The following is a 20,281-nucleotide window of genomic DNA, read 5'->3' as shown; positions in this document are numbered from 1 at the left end:
CGGGATACGTCGGTCCGGGCCGTTCAAGAGACTAGGGAGCGGTTTGCTTCGACCTCACAGGCTAAGCCGGCATGTGCCTTGAATCAGAGTGTAACCAGAGCTTCCGACAGCGACTCTCAGCCACCCTGATGGGGCCGGATACCCCATCTTATTACCACGCATACGTTCCGCCATCAGTCAATCAATGGAACGCGACGCTGTGGACACACCGGGGTTCAGATACTTGGTCCAATCAGCCCACCCTGGTCCATTGGTCCAACTGGCGACCGCGGGAGAACCCTGGCGACCTGATTCCTGGGGCGATTCGAGAGCCGCCGTATCTGCCTTGAAATCGGCATGCAACTGATTCAATTTATCCGAGATGCGAGTTTTCATGTGTATCCTCCAGTTGATTATGCGACAGCACTTCCAGTTCCTTGAGGCCAATCCGTAAAAACCCAATCTGAATATATACTGGTTAAGAATACACAAGGCGGATGGAGGTGACAAGGGGTTTTCCAGGTAATTTATCCACGCGTCCCTGAAAGATATCAGGCTTCCCGGGGATATGCCAAGACGGGTAATGGAAGGGACGGTACCCGCAAATACCGGTTCCAGCGGGAAATTCCGCACCGGTCATGTGCTGAAAAGGATAATCCTGAATCCGGCAGTTGGACGGGGCGGTGTACGCAGTTCTGGGGGGTGCAGGGTAGCAAGACGCACTCACTCGGAAGGCGAGACTCACATTATGCAATTCCGGTATGGAATGAGTAAAGCGATTAAGACCGTGGGGCGGCAGGAGGGCCTTTAAGCGACGCCCTGTTTATCGCTAAACAGGGTTATGTGTATAACAGTTTCTGATCAGTCTTTCGACCTCATGCGAATGTTTGCCTGTGCCTCTGCTTTATTGATGGCCGAGATCTGGCGTCCGAATGCATCGCGTGTCTTTCTATCAGCCTGTGCGCTCTTGATGCTGCGCTCGCATCGCCAGCGTTTGCCCGTCTTTGTAATGACCAGGCGCATTTCATCGCGCGAATGTTGAACGTGGCAATGGTAGCAATAAATGGTGGCAGACATGGCTGATTATGAGAAGTTGTACGTTTCTCCAGCTTCTTCCAGAGTAACCGGGATGCTGGTTGGGGGAAAACAAGGGCCAGACTTGCGCCTGGCCTCTGTTCACGTGGCGCGCCCGGCAGGATTCGAACCCACGACCCCTTGGCTCATAGCCTAGGCGCTATAATAATATTATATATCAAATGGTTGACTATAGCCAAATGTACAATACCTTTTCAATGAATTCATCTATAAGGCTTTGATATATATAAATTGGGAGTTGAGTAATGGTACCGGAAAATTAACCGCCGCTGAATAGACAACCGCCCCATTACACCAGATTAAAACCTTCGAATTCGACGGAATTAAGGTAATCCGCATTTTCCTTTCAAAGCCCGCGGGACATTGAAAGGTTTCTTGCAAAACCGATATGGGGTTCCAGTTTCTTGAGACAACCCCTATATCTTTCTATCATAAACTGGGGTGGGGATAACAAACTACCCTCGCTTATTTCTCCTATCAGAATCAATTGGATAACCGGGCCAAGGACACGGGCTCTCTGCGTTTGTTTTGTGGTCTTTGGTAAGATCCTCCAGAGGCAAGCTTAGGAACCATGTCAGGAACATGGCTTCATCGCGTGCTTGGCTATAATCTGGTAAATCGTACAAGAAAATATCGCCACCCGTATTTCCGAGCAACAGAACTCCCAGCGTTGGTTCCCCGTTCTCAGTTGTTCCGCTCCAGTAGCGCAGGGCTATCGCGCGATAATCGCCTAGGCCAAAGTCTTTGCGCCGTATAGGAGCGAATAGCTGCAGCCCCCATGTTTGCTGCACTATCCCCTGACTGACGTCAATAAATATCTCATATCGGGAGAAAATCTTGACAACTACCACAAGAAGAAACAACCCCCCGGCGGAAAGAAATAGCCCGATAATGAAGAATATGAGCGCGCTCCCCAACGGAGTCTCAGCAGCACTCCCGAGTTGTAGCATGCTCAACCCGGGCACAATGAAACCGAGCCCGGCTGCCAACAATGGGAGACTAACCAGCAACGGTACTAGATAGCCGGCATCCTCACGGATCTCCAGCCGATGAGGCGATGTTTGCCTGAACCGCTTTGGTTTTTCCATTAAGAATCTCTCTTTAGGTAGCAATCATAGCAGAATGGTTGAATGCAAATTGATGCTAAGAATGCTTTGATTATACTGGCGCAATATTCCTCACCCTCGCCGCCATCTTTCTGATCGCCTTCCTGGCATTCATCGTGGTTGCACCCCAAGAATCCTAATTCACCATATGAAGAGTGTCCAGCCCAAACGACTCTTGATTATGTTACGCATTAGGAGATTTTCGATGAAATGGAATGCATTTTCTACTCAAGCGTTGGCGTTCTTGACTATGTCAGTTCTTGCGCAACGAGCCCCTGGGAATTTTCGAACAGGGCAAGGCTATCAGGAAGCCCAAGCACCCGGGAGGTTTCGTGAGGATGGCAATCCTACCTGCGAAACCGAAACATCGCGCCTGGAAGCTTTGGTCGAATCCCAGAAGAAGAAAATCTCCCTACTGGAAGCAAAAATTAAGCTCTTAGAGGCAGAGCTGCAAAAGCAAAAAGGAGCAAACCAGTGACACACCAACAGTTGGATCAAACCGACAAGACACAGATCGCCCCGGTAATGGGATTACTGGGTACTATTGTTGGCTACCTTTTGGGGAAAGAAACGAGGGAAAACGCCAGCGGAATGGGAAGTTCAAGGAAGGATACGCCGGGAAAAACGATCAAGGAGCTTCATGATGGAGGAAACATCAACTGAGTAACACACTTTCGCGCAATTAACCCATATTCCTCCAAGCTATCAGCCATCTCCGCCATCACCCTCTCCCCGATCACATCCAGCGTGTCAAACTTCGCCTAATGGGTTTTGGCATTTCAGGTTAAGTCAGAAATAAAAACCCGCACAGTTAGCAGGTTGCAAGCAAAAGCCACAAGGGACATTTGCGCTCTGTGACTCATGATTAGGATCTTTTCTTAAGCAGTCTTGCAACGACGTGCCATGAAGCCCAGTAGGCAGAGGCCAGCCAGGAACATAGCATATGTTTCGGGTTCGGGAACTGGCGCTAATACAGCTTGAATCTGCATTGAGTCAGCACCATATAAACTTTTTGCACCTGGGCTGCCAACTGCAAGGATACCGAGGGGATGAAAATCCTGAGCACGAGCGCTCGAATCCAATCCTTTGATCTTGATTACTGCTATATGGGATGTTTCCAAATCGTATATTTGGCGCTCAAATGAAAAAAAATGATAGGCAAGACTCCAAGGGTTGATGTTAAATGCACTCCCACTACCAATACCTGACGGTGCCTCAAAAAATGGCTCTCCCGGTGTGGTGGGAGTATCTTTACTCATCTGTATTGGCAACGGCGTACTCGGATCAAAGCTCAGTTCACTGATCCAACCATTAAGAGAAGTCGGAACCGTCGTTAGACGTAACTCTACACCATAGTCCCCGTCGCTTATCGTAAGATAAGAAAGTGAGCCTGGAAGTGGTTCCATTCCGTCAGACGTAATTCTGTCCGTAAATGAGTAATTGAACGTAGCCGCAACGGTTAGACTCGGCCAAATTACCGAAAAAGCAAGTACCGTTATCTTAGCAAGCACTAGAAATCTACAATACATCTCTCTTCTCCCTGCGTCATATTGGTTATTGTTTGTAAGTCTGATGAGCGACAGGCGCCAATCGTCAGAACAGACTATCAAGGGACAATACGTGCTCCTGAGCTTACTTATCTATAATAGTACCGAAATATCTATATCGCGTACATAGCGGTAACCGTTAATTAACCTGAACCTGAATCCGACATGTCTGTCAGCTAAAATCTCGAACACTACCTATTAACCAACCCATGCCCCTCCAGCTCACCCGATTTTCGGTCGATCACACCACCATCTTCTCTCTCGACTTAACGGCATATATTTCCGCCAGCCACGCCACGCCCTTGGGTTCCACTCTTGTTTGTTGATATGCATATTTCTGGCTTTCGCCGGTATAAACGCTGAACCTTTCGGCATCCAGGTGGATCTGGTATGGCAAGAATTCCTCGAGTGTTCTTGGGGTCCGTCTCTGGTTAGGGCGGCAAAGGGAACGGTTGGACGGAAAAGGACATGCGCCGGATATGATCGATTGCCCCTACCGCCCGCCCGGTGACAGGCTATGGGTGAAAGAAGCGTTCAAGAATATAGCCAGCGGTGAAGTGAAAAATGGTTACGGGGAAGTTCGATACGGGTTTCCCTACAAAGCGGACGGAGCAACGAACTGGGTACTGCGCCCCACGATCATCCACGATTGCATGCCGATGCACGCACTACTGAGGCTATTTACAGACGCAAACCAGAGCGTGTTAAGCCATTAAAGTGAAATTCTATAGCGCACTCGTGATTCTATAGTACAAAAAGAAAATGCGGTTCCGTGAAGAACCGCATCATCTGGCGCGCCCGGCAGGATTCGAACCCACGACCCCTTGGTTCGTAGCCAAGTACTCTATCCAACTGAGCTACGGGCGCTAAAGCTGGTCAATTTTACTCGCGTCATTCAAAATTGCCAGCAGCCTGTCGGACTTGAAGAATCGAAGTGAAAAAGTAGCTGGACGAGGGCAGATTTTGCCCATTCTGAAAGCCAATAAATGTTCTATTGACCGAAAAAGTGGCAAAATATGAACCGGCCAGACGCTTTTGCAGCCGATTTCCTTTAAGTCCAACAGGCTGCCAAGCATAATTATACCAGATTGGGGGCTCATCAAGTCAAAGTGAGCTCCACTCAATTAAAATTTTTCGGAAATCGCTAATTTCCATTACTTCTTTACCTCGGCGACACATTCTATAATCAGGCACCGAAGGAGCATAACTTGACCAACCGCCTGCCACATGAAAGGACACCACTATGCAATTCATCATCTCTGGAAGCCATGGAACCGATGATCCCACAATGGCTACGCTGCCTTTCATGGCTGCGAAAGTCGCACGGGAACAAGGCCATGATGTAATTCTTTTTCTTTGGAACGAGGCTGTAACGCTTGCCCGGTCTGGAATTGCCGATCATGTAACGGGTGTCAACCTGCCACCATTAAAAGAAGTTCTAGCGGCTGTTCAGGCTGCGGGAATCCCCATATGGGTTTGCGGGGCTTGCGCCACGGCAAGAAAGATTGGTGAACCCGATCTCGTACCCAGCGCGGCAATCAAGGCCATGGGCGACTATATCAAAGCGGTGGCCGAACGCGAGAAGTGCGTCGCTTTCTGATCTATGCGCGGGTAATCAGGCAGAAACTTGTTATGGGCTGAATTCACCGTTCCGAAGCTCACAAATCTGGCACCAGTACCGCCGCACCCGTCAGTTTTCCTTCTCGTAGTCTCATCAGCGCGGTGCCAGCCTGGCTGAGCGGCAGTGATTCGGTCGTCACTCGCACAGGCACTTTCGGTGCCAATGCCAGGAATTCTTCGGCATCCTGGCGGGTCAGGTTGGCAACGGAGACCAGCTGTTTTTCGCGCCATAGAATACTGTAAGGGAAAGCGGGAATGTCGCTCATGTGAATACCGCCGCAAATCACGATCCCACCGGGGCGAATGGCGCGTAGCGCGGCAGGCACCAGGGTACCGTCGGGTGCAAATATAATGGCGGCATCAAGCTCTTCGGGCGGCATCCTATCCGAGCCGCCTACCCACGCCGCACCCATCTTATCGGCAAAGTCCTGTGCTGTCACATCACCGGGGCGTGTAAACGCGAATAATTTCCGTCCTTGATAGCGCAGAATCTGCGCCACGATATGAGCCGCGGCGCCGAAGCCGTAAATCCCGACCCGATCGGCGCTCCCCGCCATTTTGAGCGCACGATAACCAATCAGGCCGGCACATAACAAGGGTGCAGCTTCGACATCGCTATAAATTTCAGGTATGCGAAAACAATACCGCGCATCCGCCACGGCATATTCCGCATAGCCGCCATCGATTTGATAGCCGGTAAATTTTGCGTCCTCACATAAATTTTCATGGCCATTGCGGCAATACCGGCAGTGACCGCAGGTCCAGCCCAGCCAGGGAATGCCAACCCGCTCCCCAATTGAAAAATTGGGAACATTTGTTCCGCAGGATACCACCCGGCCCACGATTTCGTGTCCGGGAATAATGGGTAATTTTGGGTTGGGCAACTCGCCGTCAACGATATGCAAATCCGTGCGGCAAACGGCACAGGCCGCTACCCTGACCAGCAATTGATCCGGATTTGGCAGGGGACGGGGCAGGCAGCGCATATGCACCGTTTGTCCCGGCTCATCCAGCACCATCGCTTGCATGGAATAATTCAGCTCGGACATATCGCCCCGCAAAGCTCAATTGTTGAGCCCAAGTATAACAATGGCGATAACAATCGAAATTGGGGGACTCGCCAGAGGAAGAATGCCATAACCCGATTTGGCAAAACTATTTGGCGGAGAGAGAGGGATTCGAACCCTCGATAAGCTTTTTGAGCCTATACTCCCTTAGCAGGGGAGCGCCTTCGACCACTCGGCCATCTCTCCATAAAAGAGGCATTAGGATAGCGTTTTACCACTCTCCGGTCAAACAAATGGATCGTAGTACAACGGCGTGTTTCCGCAGCATTTCAGGCTACCTGATCCAGTTCAAAAATCTTATGCAGCACCCGCACCGCAAGTTCCATATATTTCTCGTCCACCACCACGGAAATTTTTATTTCGGAAGTGGAAATCATCTGGATGTTGATACCTTCCTCCGCCAGGGCTCGGAACATTCTGCTGGCGATGCCGACGTGCGAACGCATTCCCACGCCTACCACCGATACCTTGGCTATCCTGTCGCCGCCGATTACACCGCGTGCACCGATATGGGGCTGCACCTGATTCTCAAGAATATCCATGGTTCTCGCGAACTCGTTCCGATTTATGGTAAATGAGAAATCCGTCATGCCATCGTGACCGACATTCTGGATAATCATATCCACATCGATATTGGCATCGGCAACCGGACCAAGGATTTGATAAGCAATGCCCGGACGATCCGGCACACCCAGCACGGTAATTTTCGCCTCATCGCGGTTGAATGCAATACCTGAAATAATTGCGCGTTCCATGTTCTCGCCTTCCTCGAAAGTAATCAGGGTGCCCTCGCCTTCTTCATCGAAACTGGACAGCACCCGCAACCTGACCTTGTATTTACCGGCAAATTCCACCGAACGAATTTGCAACACCTTGGAACCAAGGCTCGCCAACTCGAGCATTTCCTCAAAGGTGATGGTCTTGAGTTTCCTGGCTTCGGGGACGATGCGCGGGTCGGTCGTGTAAATGCCATCCACGTCGGTATAGATCTGGCATTCTTCGGCTTTGAGCGCCACCGCCAATGCCACACCGGTGGTATCAGACCCGCCGCGGCCCAGCGTGGTGATGTTGCCGGTATCATCGACCCCCTGAAATCCGGCTACCGCTACAACATATCCGGCATCGAGATCAGCGCGGATCCTCTCCTCATCAATTTTCAGTATGCGCGCTTTGGTATAGGCACTATCGGTAAGTATTCGCACTTGTGCGCCAGTATAACTCTTTGCTTTGACGCCCAGATCCATCAGCGCCATAGACAACAGGGCAACTGAAACCTGCTCCCCGGTCGACACCATGACATCCAGTTCGCGCGGGTCGGGTTTGGCCTGAAATTCCTTCGCCATGGCAATGAGGCGATTGGTCTCTCCACTCATGGCAGACACCACCACCACTACCTGATGGCCCCGGGATTGAAATTTTGCTATCCGGCGGGCAACATTTTTGATGCGCTCAGTACTGCCAACCGAGGTGCCGCCATATTTTTGAATAATCAGTGTCACGTTACCGGATTTTCTATATTAATAATAGGGAACTCTGCCGCAAACAAAGGGGTCGTATATGTTGAATCAATTACGCATCGAGCGGTGAAAAAATTGATTCCGTAAAAAGGGGAATTTTACCCGATTACCGGAAATAAAACTAAACATATGCAATAATGATAACCAGGCAACCATGAACAATGTCAAGCAGCATGCACTTATGACTTGCATTGAGCAGGAAAACAAATTAAATTTATGAATGTGCAATAATCCTATAACATAACCCATACCATAACCTATGGAGAGCTGCCCTTATGAAACTCTTTGAAGAAATATCCAACCCTCGCGATATCCGGCGTAAGCTTGGCCTGAATCAGCATGATTTCTGGAGCAAGGTAGGTGTCACTCAAAGTGGTGGTTCCCGTTATGAAAGCGGGCGAAATATGCCAAGGCCGGTGAGAGAACTCGTACGACTTGTGCATATCGAGCATATCGATCTGGCCAAGATCAGAAAAGATGATCTCATTGTGGCCGCCTTGTTGAAAAGCCAGGATCCCGATTTATACAAGAGCCTGAAAAAAACCGCCAGATCAAAATAACCCTGGTAAAACGGTCGTCGCGGCCAGACGGCCATGATCCTGTCCGATTGAATCATTTGGCGGGACAGCGTGTGACCGCTACGGGTTGAGCTTAACGGCGAGGCCGAGCGACTGAATTTTCGTATAAAATGCATCCATCCATATCTGATCGACTCTTGTAAGCCGCGGAGCTTCCGGCTGCATGGATGGACGCGCGAGGCCATATAACAAGGTTCCTTTGAGCGGCACGTCTTCCCTTAATAGTTCCTCTATAAATTCAAGATAGGCGTCGGATTCCGCACTGGAAGGTGGCCTGCCATCGATTTGAAATATACAGGTTTGCAGCCAGGTAGGACAAAGGGATGCGGCCAGTTGCAGATTCTCGCGCATCCGCTTCAAGCTCATTCGTGTATTGTTGATGCGCTGCCTTCCTTCGCGCGTGACGCTATCCAGCTTGAACCAGACTTCGCCATTAAGCTCCGCCATCCGGCGCAAGCCCGCCTGTACGCCCGGCCGGTCAATCAGGCTGCCATTGGTAATCAGCACCAATTTAAGATCCCTGGGCAAATCATGGTCACACTTCACTCTTCCAATCAACTCGATCACCTGCTCAAATTCTTCGGCGCTGGTGGGTTCGCCGTTGCCAGACAAAGCAATGTCGTTGATGCGCCTTGCGCCCAAAGGCACCTGTGCCCGCATGAAATTGCCATATTGAATTTCATGCAGAAACGCGCGTAACTCATTTTCGAGCCGGGCCAGGTCAATCACCGGCGCCGTCCCGCGTTTGAGTTCAGGAACCTGGCAGTAAATGCAACGCCAGTTGCAAGCATTGTTGGGATTCAGATTGACACCCACCGACACCCCTCCGGCGCGGCGCGATACAACCGGATAGATATAGGTCAACCCTGCGCTATCGCGGCTATGATCCGCAATATTCAATAGTTTGGAGGTGCTCTCCAATGCTACAATCTCCGTAATGTTAATCACACGCAGGCTGGAATTCGACGCCGGCCACCGCATACCTTCCCATAATAGCAAATGCCGCCACTTGCACGGCCATCGTTACGCTATTGAAATTACCTTGTCAGGTGACATTATCACTGAGGCAGGCGCCGCCGAGCAAGGCATGGTGATGGATTATTCGGAAGTAAAACGTATCGCCAGCGCTGTTTTGGTAGATAAATGGGATCACGCATTCCTGGCCTATTCGGACGACGTGCCAGTAATGGAATTTCTTCAATCTCTTGATGGACACAAGACAGTTGTGCTGGATGTACCACCCACAGCGGAAAATCTCGCGCTCACCGCGTTCCGTATACTTGACACGGCCTACCGGGATAGCTACGGCAATCATCTCAGACTGGAGCAAGTGCGCTTGTTTGAAACCCCCAATTGCTGGGCCGATGCGACGCGAGGTCAAGTATTTGGCCCTGCGGGATAGTCTACTCCCAATCGACCTTCCCGGCACAAAATCGTCTACAGCCTTATTGATACTCTGCAAGCACTTTCCCTCCTGGCGCAACGGTCGATTTGCTTTATGGCTTCTTTTTGTTACCATGCAAAATGAAGAAATTTACAAGCGAATCTTTTTGCGAGTCATTCAAAATAGGCTTTTCCCATGCTAACTCAGCCCATTCCAGATTTTGAGCTTCCTTCCACCGGCAACAAGGTATTCAGTCTATCCAATTCCGCCGGGAAGAACCTGGTGATTTATTTTTACCCCAGGGATGACACGCCCGGCTGTACCACCGAGGGCCAGCAGTTCCGTGACGCTTACAGCGAATTCACCAAACTCGACTGTGACATTGTAGGTATCTCGCGCGACAGCGTTAAATCGCACGAAAGCTTCAAGACGAAAATGGATTTTCCTTTCGAGCTTTTAAGCGACGGCGATGAGGCCGTCTGCAAATTGTTCGATGTCATGAAGATGAAGAATATGTATGGCAAGCAGGTTCGCGGCGTAGAGCGCAGTACTTTTGTACTGGATGCGAAGGGAACGTTGCGGAGGGAATGGCGGGGGGTCAAGGTTCCCGGCCATGTTCAGGAAGTGCTAGAGTTCGTGAAAACCTTGTCCAGAGAGGAGCCATGAGCCCCAGAAAATCGGCTTCTCCCATTACTACCGTCACACGTTTGCGGGCTCACCCCAAGCTATTTGTACTCGACAGCAATGTACTGATGCACGACCCCACCAGTCTGTTCCACTTCGAGGAGCACGATATCTATATTCCCATGGTGACGCTCGAAGAACTCGACAACAACAAGAAAGGGATGTCGGAAGTGGCGCGCAACGCCCGTCAGACAAGCCGTTTCCTGGATGAGATCGTGAGCAGCGCGATAGCGGATATCGATGAGGGCATTTCACTGGAATCGCATGGCAGCAAGAACGCGACCGGACGGTTGTTCCTCCAGACCCAGGCAATCAGTAGCGTTCTGCCAGTACGGCTGGCAAGTGGCAGCGCCGACAATCAGATCATCGGCGTGGTTAAATTCTTGCACGAGACCTGCCTCAACCGCAGCGTCGCGCTGGTCTCCAAAGACATTAACATGCGCATCAAGGCGCGGGCGCTTGGACTGGCGGCGGAGGATTACTTCAACGATAAAGTGCTGGAAGATACCGATCTCCTCTATTCCGGCATTCAGGAACTCCCGGCGGATTTCTGGGACAGGCACGGCAAGGAGATGGAATCGTGGCAACAGTCCGGACATACGTTTTATCGCGTAAGCGGCCCGCTTTGCACTCATTTCCTGATCAACCAGTTTGTTTATCTGGAGCATGACAAGCCATTCTACGCCCTGGTCAAGGAGCGTAGCGGCAAGACTGCGGTTCTGCAGACGCTCAAGGATTACACGCACCAGAAAAACAATATCTGGGGCATCACGGCACGCAACCGCGAGCAGAATTTTGCGCTCAATCTGCTGATGAACCCGGAAGTGGATTTTGTCACGCTATTGGGACAGGCCGGCACGGGTAAAACCTTGCTGACGCTGGCCGCCGGTTTGATGCAGACGCTTGAGTACAAGGTTTATTCTGAAATCATCATGACCCGTGTCACCGTGCCGGTGGGCGAGGACATCGGCTTTCTACCGGGTACCGAAGAAGAAAAAATGACGCCGTGGATGGGCGCGCTGGAAGACAATCTGGATGTGCTCAACAAAACCGACAACGATGCCGGAGAATGGGGGCGCGCCGCCACACGCGACCTGATTCGCTCGCGTATCAAGATAAAATCGCTCAATTTCATGCGTGGCCGCACTTTCATCAACAAATTTCTGATCATCGATGAAGCGCAGAATCTCACGCCCAAGCAGATGAAAACCTTGATTACTCGGGCCGGCCCCGCCACCAAGGTAGTCTGTCTGGGCAACATCGCGCAAATAGATACGCCTTACTTGTCCGAGGGAAGCTCTGGACTGACCTACGTGGTCGATCGATTCAAAGGATGGGATCACAACGGACATGTAACCTTGCAACGTGGAGAGCGTTCAAGGTTGGCGGATTATGCGGCGGAAGTATTATAGGACGGTATAGCCAACTGCTGGATTCAGGATTGATGGCAAGCAACTGTTTTCAGAAGTTACGGAGCACGGCAGGCAGGTAATTCGCGCATTGAGGTCGTGAATTGGATGGTTAATAATGCCCGGATTTGGCGTAACTCTCAAACCGGGTGTATTCACCGAGGAAAGTGAGATCAACTTTACCTATGGGGCCGTTGCGCTGTTTGCCGATAATGATTTCGGCGATTCCCTTGTCCTGCGTGTCCGGGTTGTAGACTTCATCACGGTAAATAAACAGAATCAAATCCGCATCCTGCTCGATGGCGCCCGACTCGCGCAAATCCGACATGACCGGACGCTTGTTCGGACGTTGCTCCAGGCTGCGATTCAATTGCGATAACGCAACGACGGGTACCTGCAGTTCTTTTGCCAGCGCTTTCAGAGAACGGGAGATTTCTGAAATCTCGGTGGCACGATTCTCACCTTGGCCGCTGGCGGACATCAGCTGCAAATAATCCACCACAATCAGCCCCAGCTCACCATGCTGACGATAAAGCCGCCGCGCCCGCGCCCTGAGTTCCAATGCGTTCAGGGCAGCACTTTCATCGATAAACAGGGGGGCGTCACTCAGCTTGCCCAAGGCATGGGTCAGCTTGGACCAATCCTCGTCCTGCAAGCGGCCGGTGCGTACCTTGTGCTGATCCAGGCGCCCCACGGAACCCAGCATCCGCATCGCGAGCTGTGCTCCCCCCATTTCCATGCTGAATACCGCCACCGGCTTTCCCAGCTCCAGCGCCACATGTTCAGCTATATTGAGGGAGAATGCGGTTTTACCCATGGAGGGCCTGCCCGCAACAATGATCAGGTCACCAGGCTGGAAACCCGAGGTTTTCTGATCGAGGTCATGAAAACCGGTCGCAACGCCCGTCACATCACTGGGGTTGTCCTGATTGTAGAGCGTCTCGATACGCTCCACAACCTGCTTCAGGAGCGGCTGGATATCGACAAAGCCTTGCTTTCCCCGCGCCCCCGCCTCGGCTATTTCAAACACCCTGGCTTCCGCTTCATCCAGCAAATCCGCGGCGGACCGCCCGGCGGGATTGTAGGAGGATTCGGCAATCGCCGATCCAACCTGGGCCAGCTTGCGCATTACCGCCCGCTCCCGCACGATTTCCGCATAGCGGCGAATATTGGCTGCGGACGGCGTATTTTGAACCATCACGCCAACATAGGCTAATCCGCCCACATTTTGCAGTTCCGCCGACATTTCAAGCGACTCTGCCACGGTCACTACGTCCGCCGGTTTGCTGTGCTCGACCAGCTTGCAAATATGCCGGTAAATAAGGCGATGATCCTGCCGGTAAAAATCATCCTCGGTGATGACGTCAGCCACTTTGTCCCAGGCATGATTGTCCAGCATCAGTCCACCCAGCACGGACTGTTCCGCCTCGACCGAATGCGGGGGCATTTTGTAGGTTTCGAGCGACTGATCGTTGGTGGCTGTGGCGAGGAATTGAGCCATGGAATCCGGATGACGTTACAGGTATTGGAAAGATTCTACCACTAGGAGCCTGCCGGACTTGAGGAATGAAGCAGAAAATGACCGGGCGAGGACAGATTTTGACGGCTTTGAAGGCCGGGCCGGGCATCGGCGGCATGTAAAAAGGGCTGCTAGCAGCCCTTTTTATTTGCCCCGATAAAAGCCTGCTTGCACTCAGGAAGTGGCTTCACCGAGGACTGATACGACGATATGCGCCAATACATCGCTGTGCAACGCAATAGTCAACGGATGGTCACCTACCTGCTTTAATGATCCTTGCGGCATGCGTATCATGGACCGTTCAACCTCAAAACCCTGAGCCTTGAGCGCTTCCTCGATATCTGCGTTGGTGACCGAACCGAACAGCTTGCCATCCACTCCGGCTTTCTGAGTGATTTGCACCATCAATCCGTCCAGTTTTGCCGCACGGGCCTGGGCATCGGCCAGAACTTCCGCCTGCGTTTTTTCCAGTTCGGCACGTTTTGCATCGAACTCCGCAATGGCGGCTGGCGTCGCCCGCTTTGCCTTACCTTGCGGGATCAGAAAATTTCGCGCATAGCCATTCTTTACCTTGACAACATCACCCAGCTGGCCGAGGTTGACAACTTTTTCCATCAGTATGATCTGCATATTGTCGTCCCTCAATGCAAATCAGTGTAAGGAAGCAGTGCGAGAAAGCGTGCACGCTCAATGGCAATACCCAACTGGCGCTGGTAACGCGATTTAGTGCCGGTAATGCGGGCGGGAATGATTCTGCCATTTTCATTGATGAAATCTTTCAATATCTCGATATCCTTATAGTCCACCGTCTGAATACCTTCCGCGGTGAAACGGCAGAACTTCCTGCGCTTGAACAAGGGACGATTGGCCTTCTTATCCTTTTCCTTATCCTTGCTATCTTTTCGTCGTGTAGTAAAACGAGCCATAATTCTTTTTCCTGTTTCTCTAAATGAGATCTATATTGTTTATATGCAACACCAACTGCAAACTCATCCGGCTCTTTTTAGCCAAAAAACCGGTTGACTTCACCTTGGTACCCAGTGCCATACTGGAAATGGTTTCAGCCATTTGTGCCAATGCAACCGCAGAAATTTCGCATTCTACCTGGCGCGGCGTGCCCGCTTCGATTTGACGCGAAATATGGCTGATTCTGAATTCTGCCACTGGCACACCCGCTGGCGTATAACGCAGATCGCCTATTTTGATAATCCTGCCGCAAATTACGGTCTGGTTGCAATTCAAATCAGCTTATCCAAACCTCATGCCACCAGAGTGGTTTCCCTGAGTTCATCCGCCGCAGGCGTTGCCGGCTTTGCTTTTTCCTCGCGCATCATCGGCGAAGCCGCAGTCACCGGCCCATCCATTTTAATGGTTAGATGGCGTAGTATCGCGTCGTTGAACTTGAACGCATGGTCCAGTTCGTCACGGGTTTCCTGATCACATTCAATATTCATCAGGACATAGTGCGCCTTGTGGACTTTCTGAATCAAATAGGCAAGCTGACGGCGTCCCCAGTCTTCAAGGCGATGAATCCGGCCGTTTTTTGCGGTTACTATGCCGCGATACCGCTCGATCATTGCGGGGACTTGCTCGCTCTGGTCGGGGTGGACAATGAAAATGATCTCATAATGTCGCATGCAGTCTCCTTATGGGTAGAGCCCCCCGAGATGCGAACCCGGTGGGGCAAGGTTAAGAGGTCGGTACTATACTGAACCAGAACAAAAATATCAATCAGTAAAGGTATTCGAAACAATATATTGAAATAAGAGTAGCGCGGACGGAAATTAATCGGGGTTTTAAATTCTGTTTCTTTCCCCGATGCTCTCAACGTCAGCAGCCTGCGGGCACGGGATCGAAGCAAAAAAGCAATTCCGATGAGCGCCGCTTTTGACGGCTGCTGAAGACCGATAGTTCTATCGGCCGAAAAAGGGTGCAAAATATGGCCCCGCCCGGCGGCAGGCGTTTCACGGAGATTTATTCAAGAATTTCCTTTCCTGTCTAATGTTCTGCCCGCTGCCGACGGGTCTCAAACAAGCATATGCCAGCGCTGACGGAAACGTTCAGGCTTTCCACGCTGCCCAGCATGGGAATGGAAACAAGCTGGTCACAGGTTTCGCGCGTAAGCCGGCGCATGCCTTTCCCCTCCGCACCCAGCACCCAGGCAATGGGCCCATCCAATCTGGCGGAATTAAGATCGCTGTCCGCGTCGGCGGCGGCTCCAACCAGGGTTATACCGCGCTGCTTCAATTCTCGCAGGGTACGAGCCAGATTGGTTACGGAAACGTACGGTACAGCGTCGGCAGCGCCACTCGCTACTTTGTGCACGGTGGCGGTGAGCCCAACGGCCCGATCTTTTGGCGCAATGACAGCGTGAACGCCAAAAGCGTCCGCTACTCGCAGGCAAGCACCCAGATTATGCGGATCGTGGATACCATCCAATACTAAAAGCAATGCCGGCTCCACAAGCGTGTCGAGCACATCTTCGATGTCCACATGGCTGCGGGACGCATCGATATTTGCCGCCACGCCCTGATGGCGGGCATTGCCTGCCATCGCCGCAAGTCTTGTCTGATCGCAGGAGATCAGTCGAATATTCTGAACCTCGGCAAACTTTGCCAAATCACGTGCACGCTGGTCGCGGCGGGCAGAATCAAGAAAAATTTCCCGGATGCTGCCGGGATTCTGCCGCAAACGGCTGGTAACGGCGTGGAAACCGAATATAAGACGGAGATTAGACATTCTCTCAATACGTATTTCAGGTGGGACGAGGAGGATGGCCTGACGGATTTAGCTGGAATCCCTGGCACCCTCTCCAGCCAGTACAAAATCGATTTTGCTTGACTCCAGATCCACCCGCACAAGCCTGATCCTGAGCCGGTCACCAAGACGGTAGCGCTTACCGCTGCGCTCACCCAGCAACATGTGCTTGGCGGCGTCAAAATGAAAATAATCGCTGGGCAACTCGGAAATATGCACCAGCCCTTCCACATAAATACCGTCCAGCGCCACAAACAGGCCGAAACCCGTTACACCGCTGATGACCCCCTCGAAACATTCGCCGATTCTGTCCTGCATGTAATAGCACTTGAGCCATGTCTCCACATCGCGCGTTGCGTCATCCGCGCGGCGCTCCGTCTGGGAGCAGTGCATGCCCAGTTCGTGCCAGTCGCCAGGAGAGTACACGGTCCCGCTCAGCACCGCCTTGATGGCACGATGCACCAGCAAATCGGGGTAACGCCTGATGGGGGATGTGAAATGGGTATACGACTCGTAAGCAAGTCCGAAATGACCCACGTTATCGGGACTGTAGACCGCCTGACGCAAGGATCGCAACATGACGGTCTGCAACAGTTGCGCGTCAGGCCTATCCTTTATCCTGGTCAGCGTCCTGGCGTAGTCCTTGGCACTGGGCGCATCGCCGCCACTCAGCTGGACGCCGAATTCCTTGAGGAAATCACGCAGGGCAACGAGCTTTTCCGGCGTAGGGCCCTCATGGATACGATAAACCGTGGGTTGTTTGTGCTTTTGCAGAAAATCCGATGCGCATACGTTGGCCGCCAGCATGCATTCTTCGATCAAGCGGTGGGCATCATTCCGCTTTATCGGGAGGATACGCTCAATTTTGCCTTGAGCGTTGAATATCATCTGCGTTTCAATGGTTTCGAAATCGATCGCTCCGCGTTTCTTCCTTGCTTTCAGCAGAACCTTGAACAATTTGTAGAGCAGCTGAATATGCGGCAAAAGCTCTTGATATTGCTTTGAGTCCTCCCCCTTGGGATTGTCCAGCATCCCTGCTACCTTGGTATAGGTCAACCGGGCGTGGGAATACATTACCGCAGGATAAAACCGGTAGCCGCCAAAATCGCCCGCGGCATCCAGCGACATCTCGCACACCATGCATAAGCGTTCCACTTGCGGGTTGAGCGAGCATAAACCATTGGAAAGGACTTCCGGCAGCATCGGGATCACACGTCTCGGAAAATAAACCGAGTTACCGCGGTTAAGCGCTTCCCGATCCAGTGCATCATGTGGACGCACGTAGTGACTGACATCGGCGATGGCAACATATAACTTGAAACCCTTCCCTTCACGCTCACAATACACCGCGTCATCAAAATCCCGCGCCGTTTCGCCGTCTATGGTCACCAGCGGCAGGTGACGGATATCCTCTCGTTCCCCCAACTCTTCTGTTAGCACCTTCTCCGGAAATCTGCTGGAAAGCTTTTCCACATCCGGTGGAAACAGATAAGGCAGGTCATGCTTGCGCAGGGCAATTTCAATTTCCATTCCCGGCGCGGTGTACTCACCCAGAATCTCGACGATGCGGCCAATGGGTTGCGCATGCTTGCTCGGCTGCTGGATGATCTCCACCATCACTACCTGGCCAGCCCCGGCATCCATGGATTCTTCCCTCGGTATCAGGATGTCCTGGCTGATGCGCCTGTTCTCCGCCTCTACAAACAGTATTCCATGATCGGCGTGCAACCTTCCCACGAGCTGCGTGACGGCGCGCTCAAGTACTTCCACAATGGCCCCTTCCCTGCGCCCGCGCCGATCCACGCCAATCTCGCGCACCATCACCCGGTCGCCATGCAGCGCCTTGTGCATTTCCTTGGCACTCAAAAACAAATCCGGACTGCCATCGTCGGGCACCAGGAATCCGAACCCATCCGGATGCCCCTGTATCCTTCCCTTGATAAGATCGAGCTTCTCCACCACGCAGATATCGCCCTTGCGGTTACGCATGATTTGACCTTCGCGCACCATTGCGGAAATACGGCGGCTGAAAATTTCATTTTCTTCTTGGGTGATTTCAAGCAGGCCCTGCAACGCTGTTTCATTCACGGGCACACCTTGCTCTTCCAGGATTTGCAGCATGAACTCCCTGCTTGGCAGCGCGTGGCCGTAACGTTGTTTCTCACGTTCAAGATGAGGATCCAGACTGCGGAGGTCGCGTTTCTTCTTGATTGACAAAGCAATGATTTCCTATAGAATTGGCGCCTCTATCCCGCGCCTCTGTCCCCTATCGAGACAGAAAGCAGGCATTGCCCAGATGGCGGAATTGGTAGACGCACTAGGTTCAGGTCCTAGCGGTGGCAACACTGTGGAGGTTCGAGTCCTCTTCTGGGCACCATGATATAAACACGCTTCCCGTTAAAGCGCAAGGGTATCGTATGTGCGGAAACTGCACGGTTGTTCCGTGGTTCAGGTGGATACCATACCGTTTGGCTTCGGAATTATAGCAGGCTGTACACGGTATCGAAGAAAAGGTTGAGCAACCTCAAGGCTGTGCCGCTGATAACGAATGGCAGGCCCCGATGGACAGCGGCGGAATATAATCAACCTCGTAACGTTTTGCGTAATTTCCACAGCTGAAATGACACCCGTTTTCGCGTGAATTAGCCACGGTTACCGGATGCCGCCGATTTTGGTATTTTCCAGCTGTAAAATCTTACAGCTATCCACAGTTTTCAATCCGTTGTCTCATAACGTTTTGGATGCAGGTCATTACCCCCTTATTCGTCATAATGGCACAGGGATTAACTTCGTATGATGTGCCGTGTAGAAAGCAAAAAAATGGATTCAATTCCATTTTATGTGAACAGCGCCGTAATACAAGGGAAGGGGTTCCTGGCTTGCGACCCAACCTCACCGTGAATCCCGATTTCTGTTGACACGGTGGGCAAATCTCTCCACGGAAGCGATGCAAGAGTGATATTCAAGCCAGCAGATTACTCTCACAACTACTGGAGTTTCTCCAATGAATGATATCGTTGCCGCTTTTAACGAATACTTTGAAGTGATTGACGCATCCTCTCCGGAATTGTTGCGTCGCGCATTTCAGCTGCGCTACCAGGTGTATTGCATCGAGCAGCGCGCCCCGGGGTTCGAAGCATCGAAGTATCCCACAGAGATGGAAAGTGACGACTACGACCGTCATTCATCCCATATACTTCTACGGCATCGTCCGTCTGGCGAATTTGTCGGAACCGCGCGCCTGATACTTCCCGATCAACTGGACCCGAAGAAACTGCTTCCAACCGAACAGCACACCCGGCTTGATCCTGCCCTTATTGACATGAGTAAAGTACCGCGGCGGCATACCGGTGAGATATCGCGTCTGGTCGTTATACGCCGCTTCGCCCGGCGCAGCGATGAACCCCTGCGTGCGCTTCAGCAAGGAGCTGACATTGAAAAATGGAACCCGGTGAACAAGCGGCGCTTCCCTCACCCACTACTGGCGCTTGCTGTCGGCATCATACGCATGTCGGCTGAAAATAATATCACTCACTGGTTATCTGTAATGGAGCCTTCATTGAATAGACTGCTGAGCCTCTACGGACTTCAGCTCGATCCGGTGGGACCGATTATCGAACACCATGGCCAACGCGGACCCTATCATGTCGATCTAATCAAAATGCTGGACAAAATGCACAAAAACCACCACCAGTTTTGGGAGCTGGTTACCGACTACGGCCGGGTCAGGCCAATATCCGGCAAGTCCACGCAAAGTTTCATACCCGCTGCTGAACCTTTGCTGGAAGCAGTCGAGTGATAGATCTTAAAAGATTTCTGCAGTTTTATCCGTGGCATTGTTATCAAATGTGCCCGGTAAAGGCTGAACGATAAGGAGTCGGCAGTATTGCAAATGCGGGTGCGCTCAAAGCGCATCCCCGGTTTGCTGTCTGTCTGTTCTGTTTCAATTTCTATTTCTGATGATCTTGATCCCAAATAGGCCCTAGTGGATAGCGCGAACGAATAAATCATATAACACC

The 20,281-nt window shown here is 51.8% G+C and carries 24 protein-coding genes and 3 tRNA genes; 10 read left to right on the top strand and 17 right to left on the bottom strand.

The features are described 5' to 3' along the window. Nucleotides 1-177: 177 nt before the first annotated feature. The 3 genes from EBAPG3_RS07110 to EBAPG3_RS07100 all read right to left on the bottom strand — a co-directional run bounded on the left by EBAPG3_RS07110 (nt 178) and on the right by EBAPG3_RS07100 (nt 2,162). Complete coding sequence (locus EBAPG3_RS07110) at nt 178-375, bottom strand: hypothetical protein (RefSeq protein ID WP_004180009.1); 198 nt, start codon at nt 373-375, stop codon at nt 178-180. A 465-nt stretch (nt 376-840) separates the two neighbouring features. Next, the gene (locus EBAPG3_RS07105) at nt 841-1,056 is read right to left on the bottom strand and encodes a hypothetical protein (protein WP_004180010.1); all 216 of its coding nucleotides are present in this window, start codon (nt 1,054-1,056) and stop codon (nt 841-843) included. Nucleotides 1,057-1,529: 473 nt separating this feature from the next. Then, the gene (locus tag EBAPG3_RS07100; protein ID WP_040852979.1) at nt 1,530-2,162 is read right to left on the bottom strand and encodes a hypothetical protein; all 633 of its coding nucleotides are present in this window, start codon (nt 2,160-2,162) and stop codon (nt 1,530-1,532) included. 223 nt (nt 2,163-2,385) lie between these two features. Here EBAPG3_RS07100 and EBAPG3_RS07095 point away from each other — a divergent pair, with 223 nt between their 5' ends. Both EBAPG3_RS07095 and EBAPG3_RS07090 read left to right on the top strand, forming a co-directional pair. Beyond that, the gene (locus EBAPG3_RS07095; protein WP_040852980.1) at nt 2,386-2,658 is read left to right on the top strand and encodes a hypothetical protein; all 273 of its coding nucleotides are present in this window, start codon (nt 2,386-2,388) and stop codon (nt 2,656-2,658) included. Continuing rightward, a complete protein-coding gene (locus EBAPG3_RS07090; protein WP_004180017.1) occupies nt 2,655-2,843 on the top strand; it encodes a hypothetical protein in 189 nt (62 codons plus the stop codon). The genes EBAPG3_RS07095 and EBAPG3_RS07090 overlap by 4 nt, the downstream gene beginning before the upstream one ends. 215 nt (nt 2,844-3,058) lie before the next feature. Here the strand turns inward: EBAPG3_RS07090 and EBAPG3_RS15595 are convergent, their stop codons facing one another. After that, nucleotides 3,059-3,586: a PEP-CTERM sorting domain-containing protein gene (locus EBAPG3_RS15595; protein ID WP_085922081.1), complete on the bottom strand. Its 528-nt coding sequence runs from the start codon at nt 3,584-3,586 to the stop codon at nt 3,059-3,061. Nucleotides 3,587-3,968: 382 nt separating this feature from the next. Next, nucleotides 3,969-4,124, bottom strand: a complete 156-nt coding sequence (locus EBAPG3_RS14945; RefSeq protein WP_004180019.1) for a hypothetical protein — start codon at nt 4,122-4,124, stop codon at nt 3,969-3,971. A gap of 82 nt (nt 4,125-4,206) precedes the next feature. On the opposite strand from EBAPG3_RS14945, the gene EBAPG3_RS07080 reads away from it, so the two are divergent. After that, on the top strand, nt 4,207-4,443 hold the full coding sequence (locus EBAPG3_RS07080; RefSeq protein ID WP_040852985.1) for a hypothetical protein: 237 nt from the start codon (nt 4,207-4,209) through the stop codon (nt 4,441-4,443). 74 nt (nt 4,444-4,517) lie between these two features. Here the strand turns inward: EBAPG3_RS07080 and EBAPG3_RS07075 are convergent. Then, a tRNA-Arg gene (locus EBAPG3_RS07075) sits at nt 4,518-4,594 on the bottom strand. 376 nt (nt 4,595-4,970) lie between these two features. On the opposite strand from EBAPG3_RS07075, the gene EBAPG3_RS07065 reads away from it, so the two are divergent. Continuing rightward, nucleotides 4,971-5,327, top strand: coding sequence for a DsrE family protein (locus EBAPG3_RS07065; RefSeq protein WP_004180023.1), 357 nt, complete (start codon nt 4,971-4,973; stop codon nt 5,325-5,327). Between the two features lie 58 nt (nt 5,328-5,385). Here the strand turns inward: EBAPG3_RS07065 and EBAPG3_RS07060 are convergent, their stop codons facing one another. The 3 genes from EBAPG3_RS07060 to EBAPG3_RS07050 form a co-directional block, all read right to left on the bottom strand. Continuing rightward, nucleotides 5,386-6,396 (bottom strand): zinc-dependent alcohol dehydrogenase family protein, encoded by a 1,011-nt coding sequence (locus tag EBAPG3_RS07060; protein ID WP_004180025.1) that lies wholly within the window; start codon nt 6,394-6,396, stop codon nt 5,386-5,388. A gap of 111 nt (nt 6,397-6,507) precedes the next feature. After that, nucleotides 6,508-6,600: transfer RNA gene (locus EBAPG3_RS07055), tRNA-Ser, on the bottom strand. Nucleotides 6,601-6,683: 83 nt separating this feature from the next. Next, the gene (locus tag EBAPG3_RS07050; protein ID WP_004180027.1) at nt 6,684-7,913 is read right to left on the bottom strand and encodes an aspartate kinase; all 1,230 of its coding nucleotides are present in this window, start codon (nt 7,911-7,913) and stop codon (nt 6,684-6,686) included. A gap of 293 nt (nt 7,914-8,206) precedes the next feature. Here EBAPG3_RS07050 and EBAPG3_RS07045 point away from each other — a divergent pair, with 293 nt between their 5' ends. After that, the gene (locus EBAPG3_RS07045) at nt 8,207-8,491 is read left to right on the top strand and encodes a helix-turn-helix domain-containing protein (RefSeq protein ID WP_004180031.1); all 285 of its coding nucleotides are present in this window, start codon (nt 8,207-8,209) and stop codon (nt 8,489-8,491) included. A gap of 78 nt (nt 8,492-8,569) precedes the next feature. Here EBAPG3_RS07045 and EBAPG3_RS07040 read toward each other — a convergent pair whose 3' ends face one another. Then, a complete protein-coding gene (locus EBAPG3_RS07040; protein ID WP_004180033.1) occupies nt 8,570-9,430 on the bottom strand; it encodes a radical SAM protein in 861 nt (286 codons plus the stop codon). A 16-nt stretch (nt 9,431-9,446) separates the two neighbouring features. Here EBAPG3_RS07040 and queD point away from each other — a divergent pair, with 16 nt between their 5' ends. The 3 genes from queD (at nt 9,447) to EBAPG3_RS07025 (ending at nt 11,989) form a co-directional block, all read left to right on the top strand. Further along, nucleotides 9,447-9,911: a 6-carboxytetrahydropterin synthase QueD gene (gene queD / locus EBAPG3_RS07035; RefSeq protein WP_004180034.1), complete on the top strand. Its 465-nt coding sequence runs from the start codon at nt 9,447-9,449 to the stop codon at nt 9,909-9,911. 177 nt (nt 9,912-10,088) lie between these two features. Further along, nucleotides 10,089-10,559: a peroxiredoxin gene (locus tag EBAPG3_RS07030; protein ID WP_004180035.1), complete on the top strand. Its 471-nt coding sequence runs from the start codon at nt 10,089-10,091 to the stop codon at nt 10,557-10,559. Beyond that, nucleotides 10,556-11,989, top strand: a complete 1,434-nt coding sequence (locus tag EBAPG3_RS07025) for a PhoH family protein (RefSeq protein ID WP_004180036.1) — start codon at nt 10,556-10,558, stop codon at nt 11,987-11,989. The genes EBAPG3_RS07030 and EBAPG3_RS07025 overlap by 4 nt, the downstream gene beginning before the upstream one ends. A gap of 109 nt (nt 11,990-12,098) precedes the next feature. Here the strand turns inward: EBAPG3_RS07025 and dnaB are convergent, their stop codons facing one another. From dnaB to rnr, 7 genes are all read right to left on the bottom strand, one after another. Next, the gene (gene dnaB / locus EBAPG3_RS07020; protein ID WP_004180037.1) at nt 12,099-13,487 is read right to left on the bottom strand and encodes a replicative DNA helicase; all 1,389 of its coding nucleotides are present in this window, start codon (nt 13,485-13,487) and stop codon (nt 12,099-12,101) included. A gap of 192 nt (nt 13,488-13,679) precedes the next feature. After that, entirely contained in the window at nt 13,680-14,135 is a 456-nt protein-coding gene (gene rplI, locus EBAPG3_RS07015; RefSeq protein ID WP_004180038.1) for a 50S ribosomal protein L9, read from the bottom strand. A gap of 11 nt (nt 14,136-14,146) precedes the next feature. Further along, the gene (gene rpsR, locus EBAPG3_RS07010; protein WP_004180039.1) at nt 14,147-14,431 is read right to left on the bottom strand and encodes a 30S ribosomal protein S18; all 285 of its coding nucleotides are present in this window, start codon (nt 14,429-14,431) and stop codon (nt 14,147-14,149) included. 19 nt (nt 14,432-14,450) lie between these two features. Continuing rightward, nucleotides 14,451-14,747, bottom strand: coding sequence for a primosomal replication protein N (gene priB, locus EBAPG3_RS07005; RefSeq protein WP_004180044.1), 297 nt, complete (start codon nt 14,745-14,747; stop codon nt 14,451-14,453). Nucleotides 14,748-14,764: 17 nt separating this feature from the next. Continuing rightward, the gene (rpsF, locus tag EBAPG3_RS07000; RefSeq protein ID WP_004180046.1) at nt 14,765-15,142 is read right to left on the bottom strand and encodes a 30S ribosomal protein S6; all 378 of its coding nucleotides are present in this window, start codon (nt 15,140-15,142) and stop codon (nt 14,765-14,767) included. A 361-nt stretch (nt 15,143-15,503) separates the two neighbouring features. Beyond that, entirely contained in the window at nt 15,504-16,244 is a 741-nt protein-coding gene (gene rlmB, locus EBAPG3_RS06995; protein ID WP_004180049.1) for a 23S rRNA (guanosine(2251)-2'-O)-methyltransferase RlmB, read from the bottom strand. A 48-nt stretch (nt 16,245-16,292) separates the two neighbouring features. After that, nucleotides 16,293-18,479, bottom strand: coding sequence for a ribonuclease R (gene rnr, locus EBAPG3_RS06990; RefSeq protein WP_004180051.1), 2,187 nt, complete (start codon nt 18,477-18,479; stop codon nt 16,293-16,295). A 73-nt stretch (nt 18,480-18,552) separates the two neighbouring features. Between rnr and EBAPG3_RS06985 the strand changes: the two genes are divergently transcribed. Beyond that, nucleotides 18,553-18,639 (top strand) — tRNA-Leu (locus EBAPG3_RS06985). 627 nt (nt 18,640-19,266) lie between these two features. Continuing rightward, the gene (locus EBAPG3_RS06980) at nt 19,267-20,061 is read left to right on the top strand and encodes a PEP-CTERM/exosortase system-associated acyltransferase (RefSeq protein ID WP_004180053.1); all 795 of its coding nucleotides are present in this window, start codon (nt 19,267-19,269) and stop codon (nt 20,059-20,061) included. Nucleotides 20,062-20,281 lie beyond the last annotated feature (220 nt).

The sequence above is a fragment of the Nitrosospira lacus genome, assembly GCF_000355765.4.
Taxonomy (GTDB): domain Bacteria; phylum Pseudomonadota; class Gammaproteobacteria; order Burkholderiales; family Nitrosomonadaceae; genus Nitrosospira; species Nitrosospira lacus.
This window is presented reverse-complemented; position numbering and strand designations above follow the sequence as displayed.

Coding starts and splice junctions, on each gene's coding strand:
- EBAPG3_RS07110 (WP_004180009.1), bottom strand. CDS start 375: ATGAAAACTCGCATCTCGGATAAATTGAATCAGTTGCATGCCGATTTC.
- EBAPG3_RS07105 (WP_004180010.1), bottom strand. CDS start 1,056: ATGTCTGCCACCATTTATTGCTACCATTGCCACGTTCAACATTCGCGC.
- EBAPG3_RS07100 (WP_040852979.1), bottom strand. CDS start 2,162: ATGGAAAAACCAAAGCGGTTCAGGCAAACATCGCCTCATCGGCTGGAG.
- EBAPG3_RS07095 (WP_040852980.1), top strand. CDS start 2,386: ATGAAATGGAATGCATTTTCTACTCAAGCGTTGGCGTTCTTGACTATG.
- EBAPG3_RS15595 (WP_085922081.1), bottom strand. CDS start 3,586: ATGGAACCACTTCCAGGCTCACTTTCTTATCTTACGATAAGCGACGGG.
- EBAPG3_RS07080 (WP_040852985.1), top strand. CDS start 4,207: ATGATCGATTGCCCCTACCGCCCGCCCGGTGACAGGCTATGGGTGAAA.
- EBAPG3_RS07065 (WP_004180023.1), top strand. CDS start 4,971: ATGCAATTCATCATCTCTGGAAGCCATGGAACCGATGATCCCACAATG.
- EBAPG3_RS07060 (WP_004180025.1), bottom strand. CDS start 6,396: ATGTCCGAGCTGAATTATTCCATGCAAGCGATGGTGCTGGATGAGCCG.
- EBAPG3_RS07045 (WP_004180031.1), top strand. CDS start 8,207: ATGAAACTCTTTGAAGAAATATCCAACCCTCGCGATATCCGGCGTAAG.
- queD (WP_004180034.1), top strand. CDS start 9,447: ATGTTAATCACACGCAGGCTGGAATTCGACGCCGGCCACCGCATACCT.
- EBAPG3_RS07030 (WP_004180035.1), top strand. CDS start 10,089: ATGCTAACTCAGCCCATTCCAGATTTTGAGCTTCCTTCCACCGGCAAC.
- EBAPG3_RS07025 (WP_004180036.1), top strand. CDS start 10,556: ATGAGCCCCAGAAAATCGGCTTCTCCCATTACTACCGTCACACGTTTG.
- dnaB (WP_004180037.1), bottom strand. CDS start 13,487: ATGGCTCAATTCCTCGCCACAGCCACCAACGATCAGTCGCTCGAAACC.
- rplI (WP_004180038.1), bottom strand. CDS start 14,135: ATGCAGATCATACTGATGGAAAAAGTTGTCAACCTCGGCCAGCTGGGT.
- rpsR (WP_004180039.1), bottom strand. CDS start 14,431: ATGGCTCGTTTTACTACACGACGAAAAGATAGCAAGGATAAGGAAAAG.
- rpsF (WP_004180046.1), bottom strand. CDS start 15,142: ATGCGACATTATGAGATCATTTTCATTGTCCACCCCGACCAGAGCGAG.
- rlmB (WP_004180049.1), bottom strand. CDS start 16,244: ATGTCTAATCTCCGTCTTATATTCGGTTTCCACGCCGTTACCAGCCGT.
- EBAPG3_RS06980 (WP_004180053.1), top strand. CDS start 19,267: ATGAATGATATCGTTGCCGCTTTTAACGAATACTTTGAAGTGATTGAC.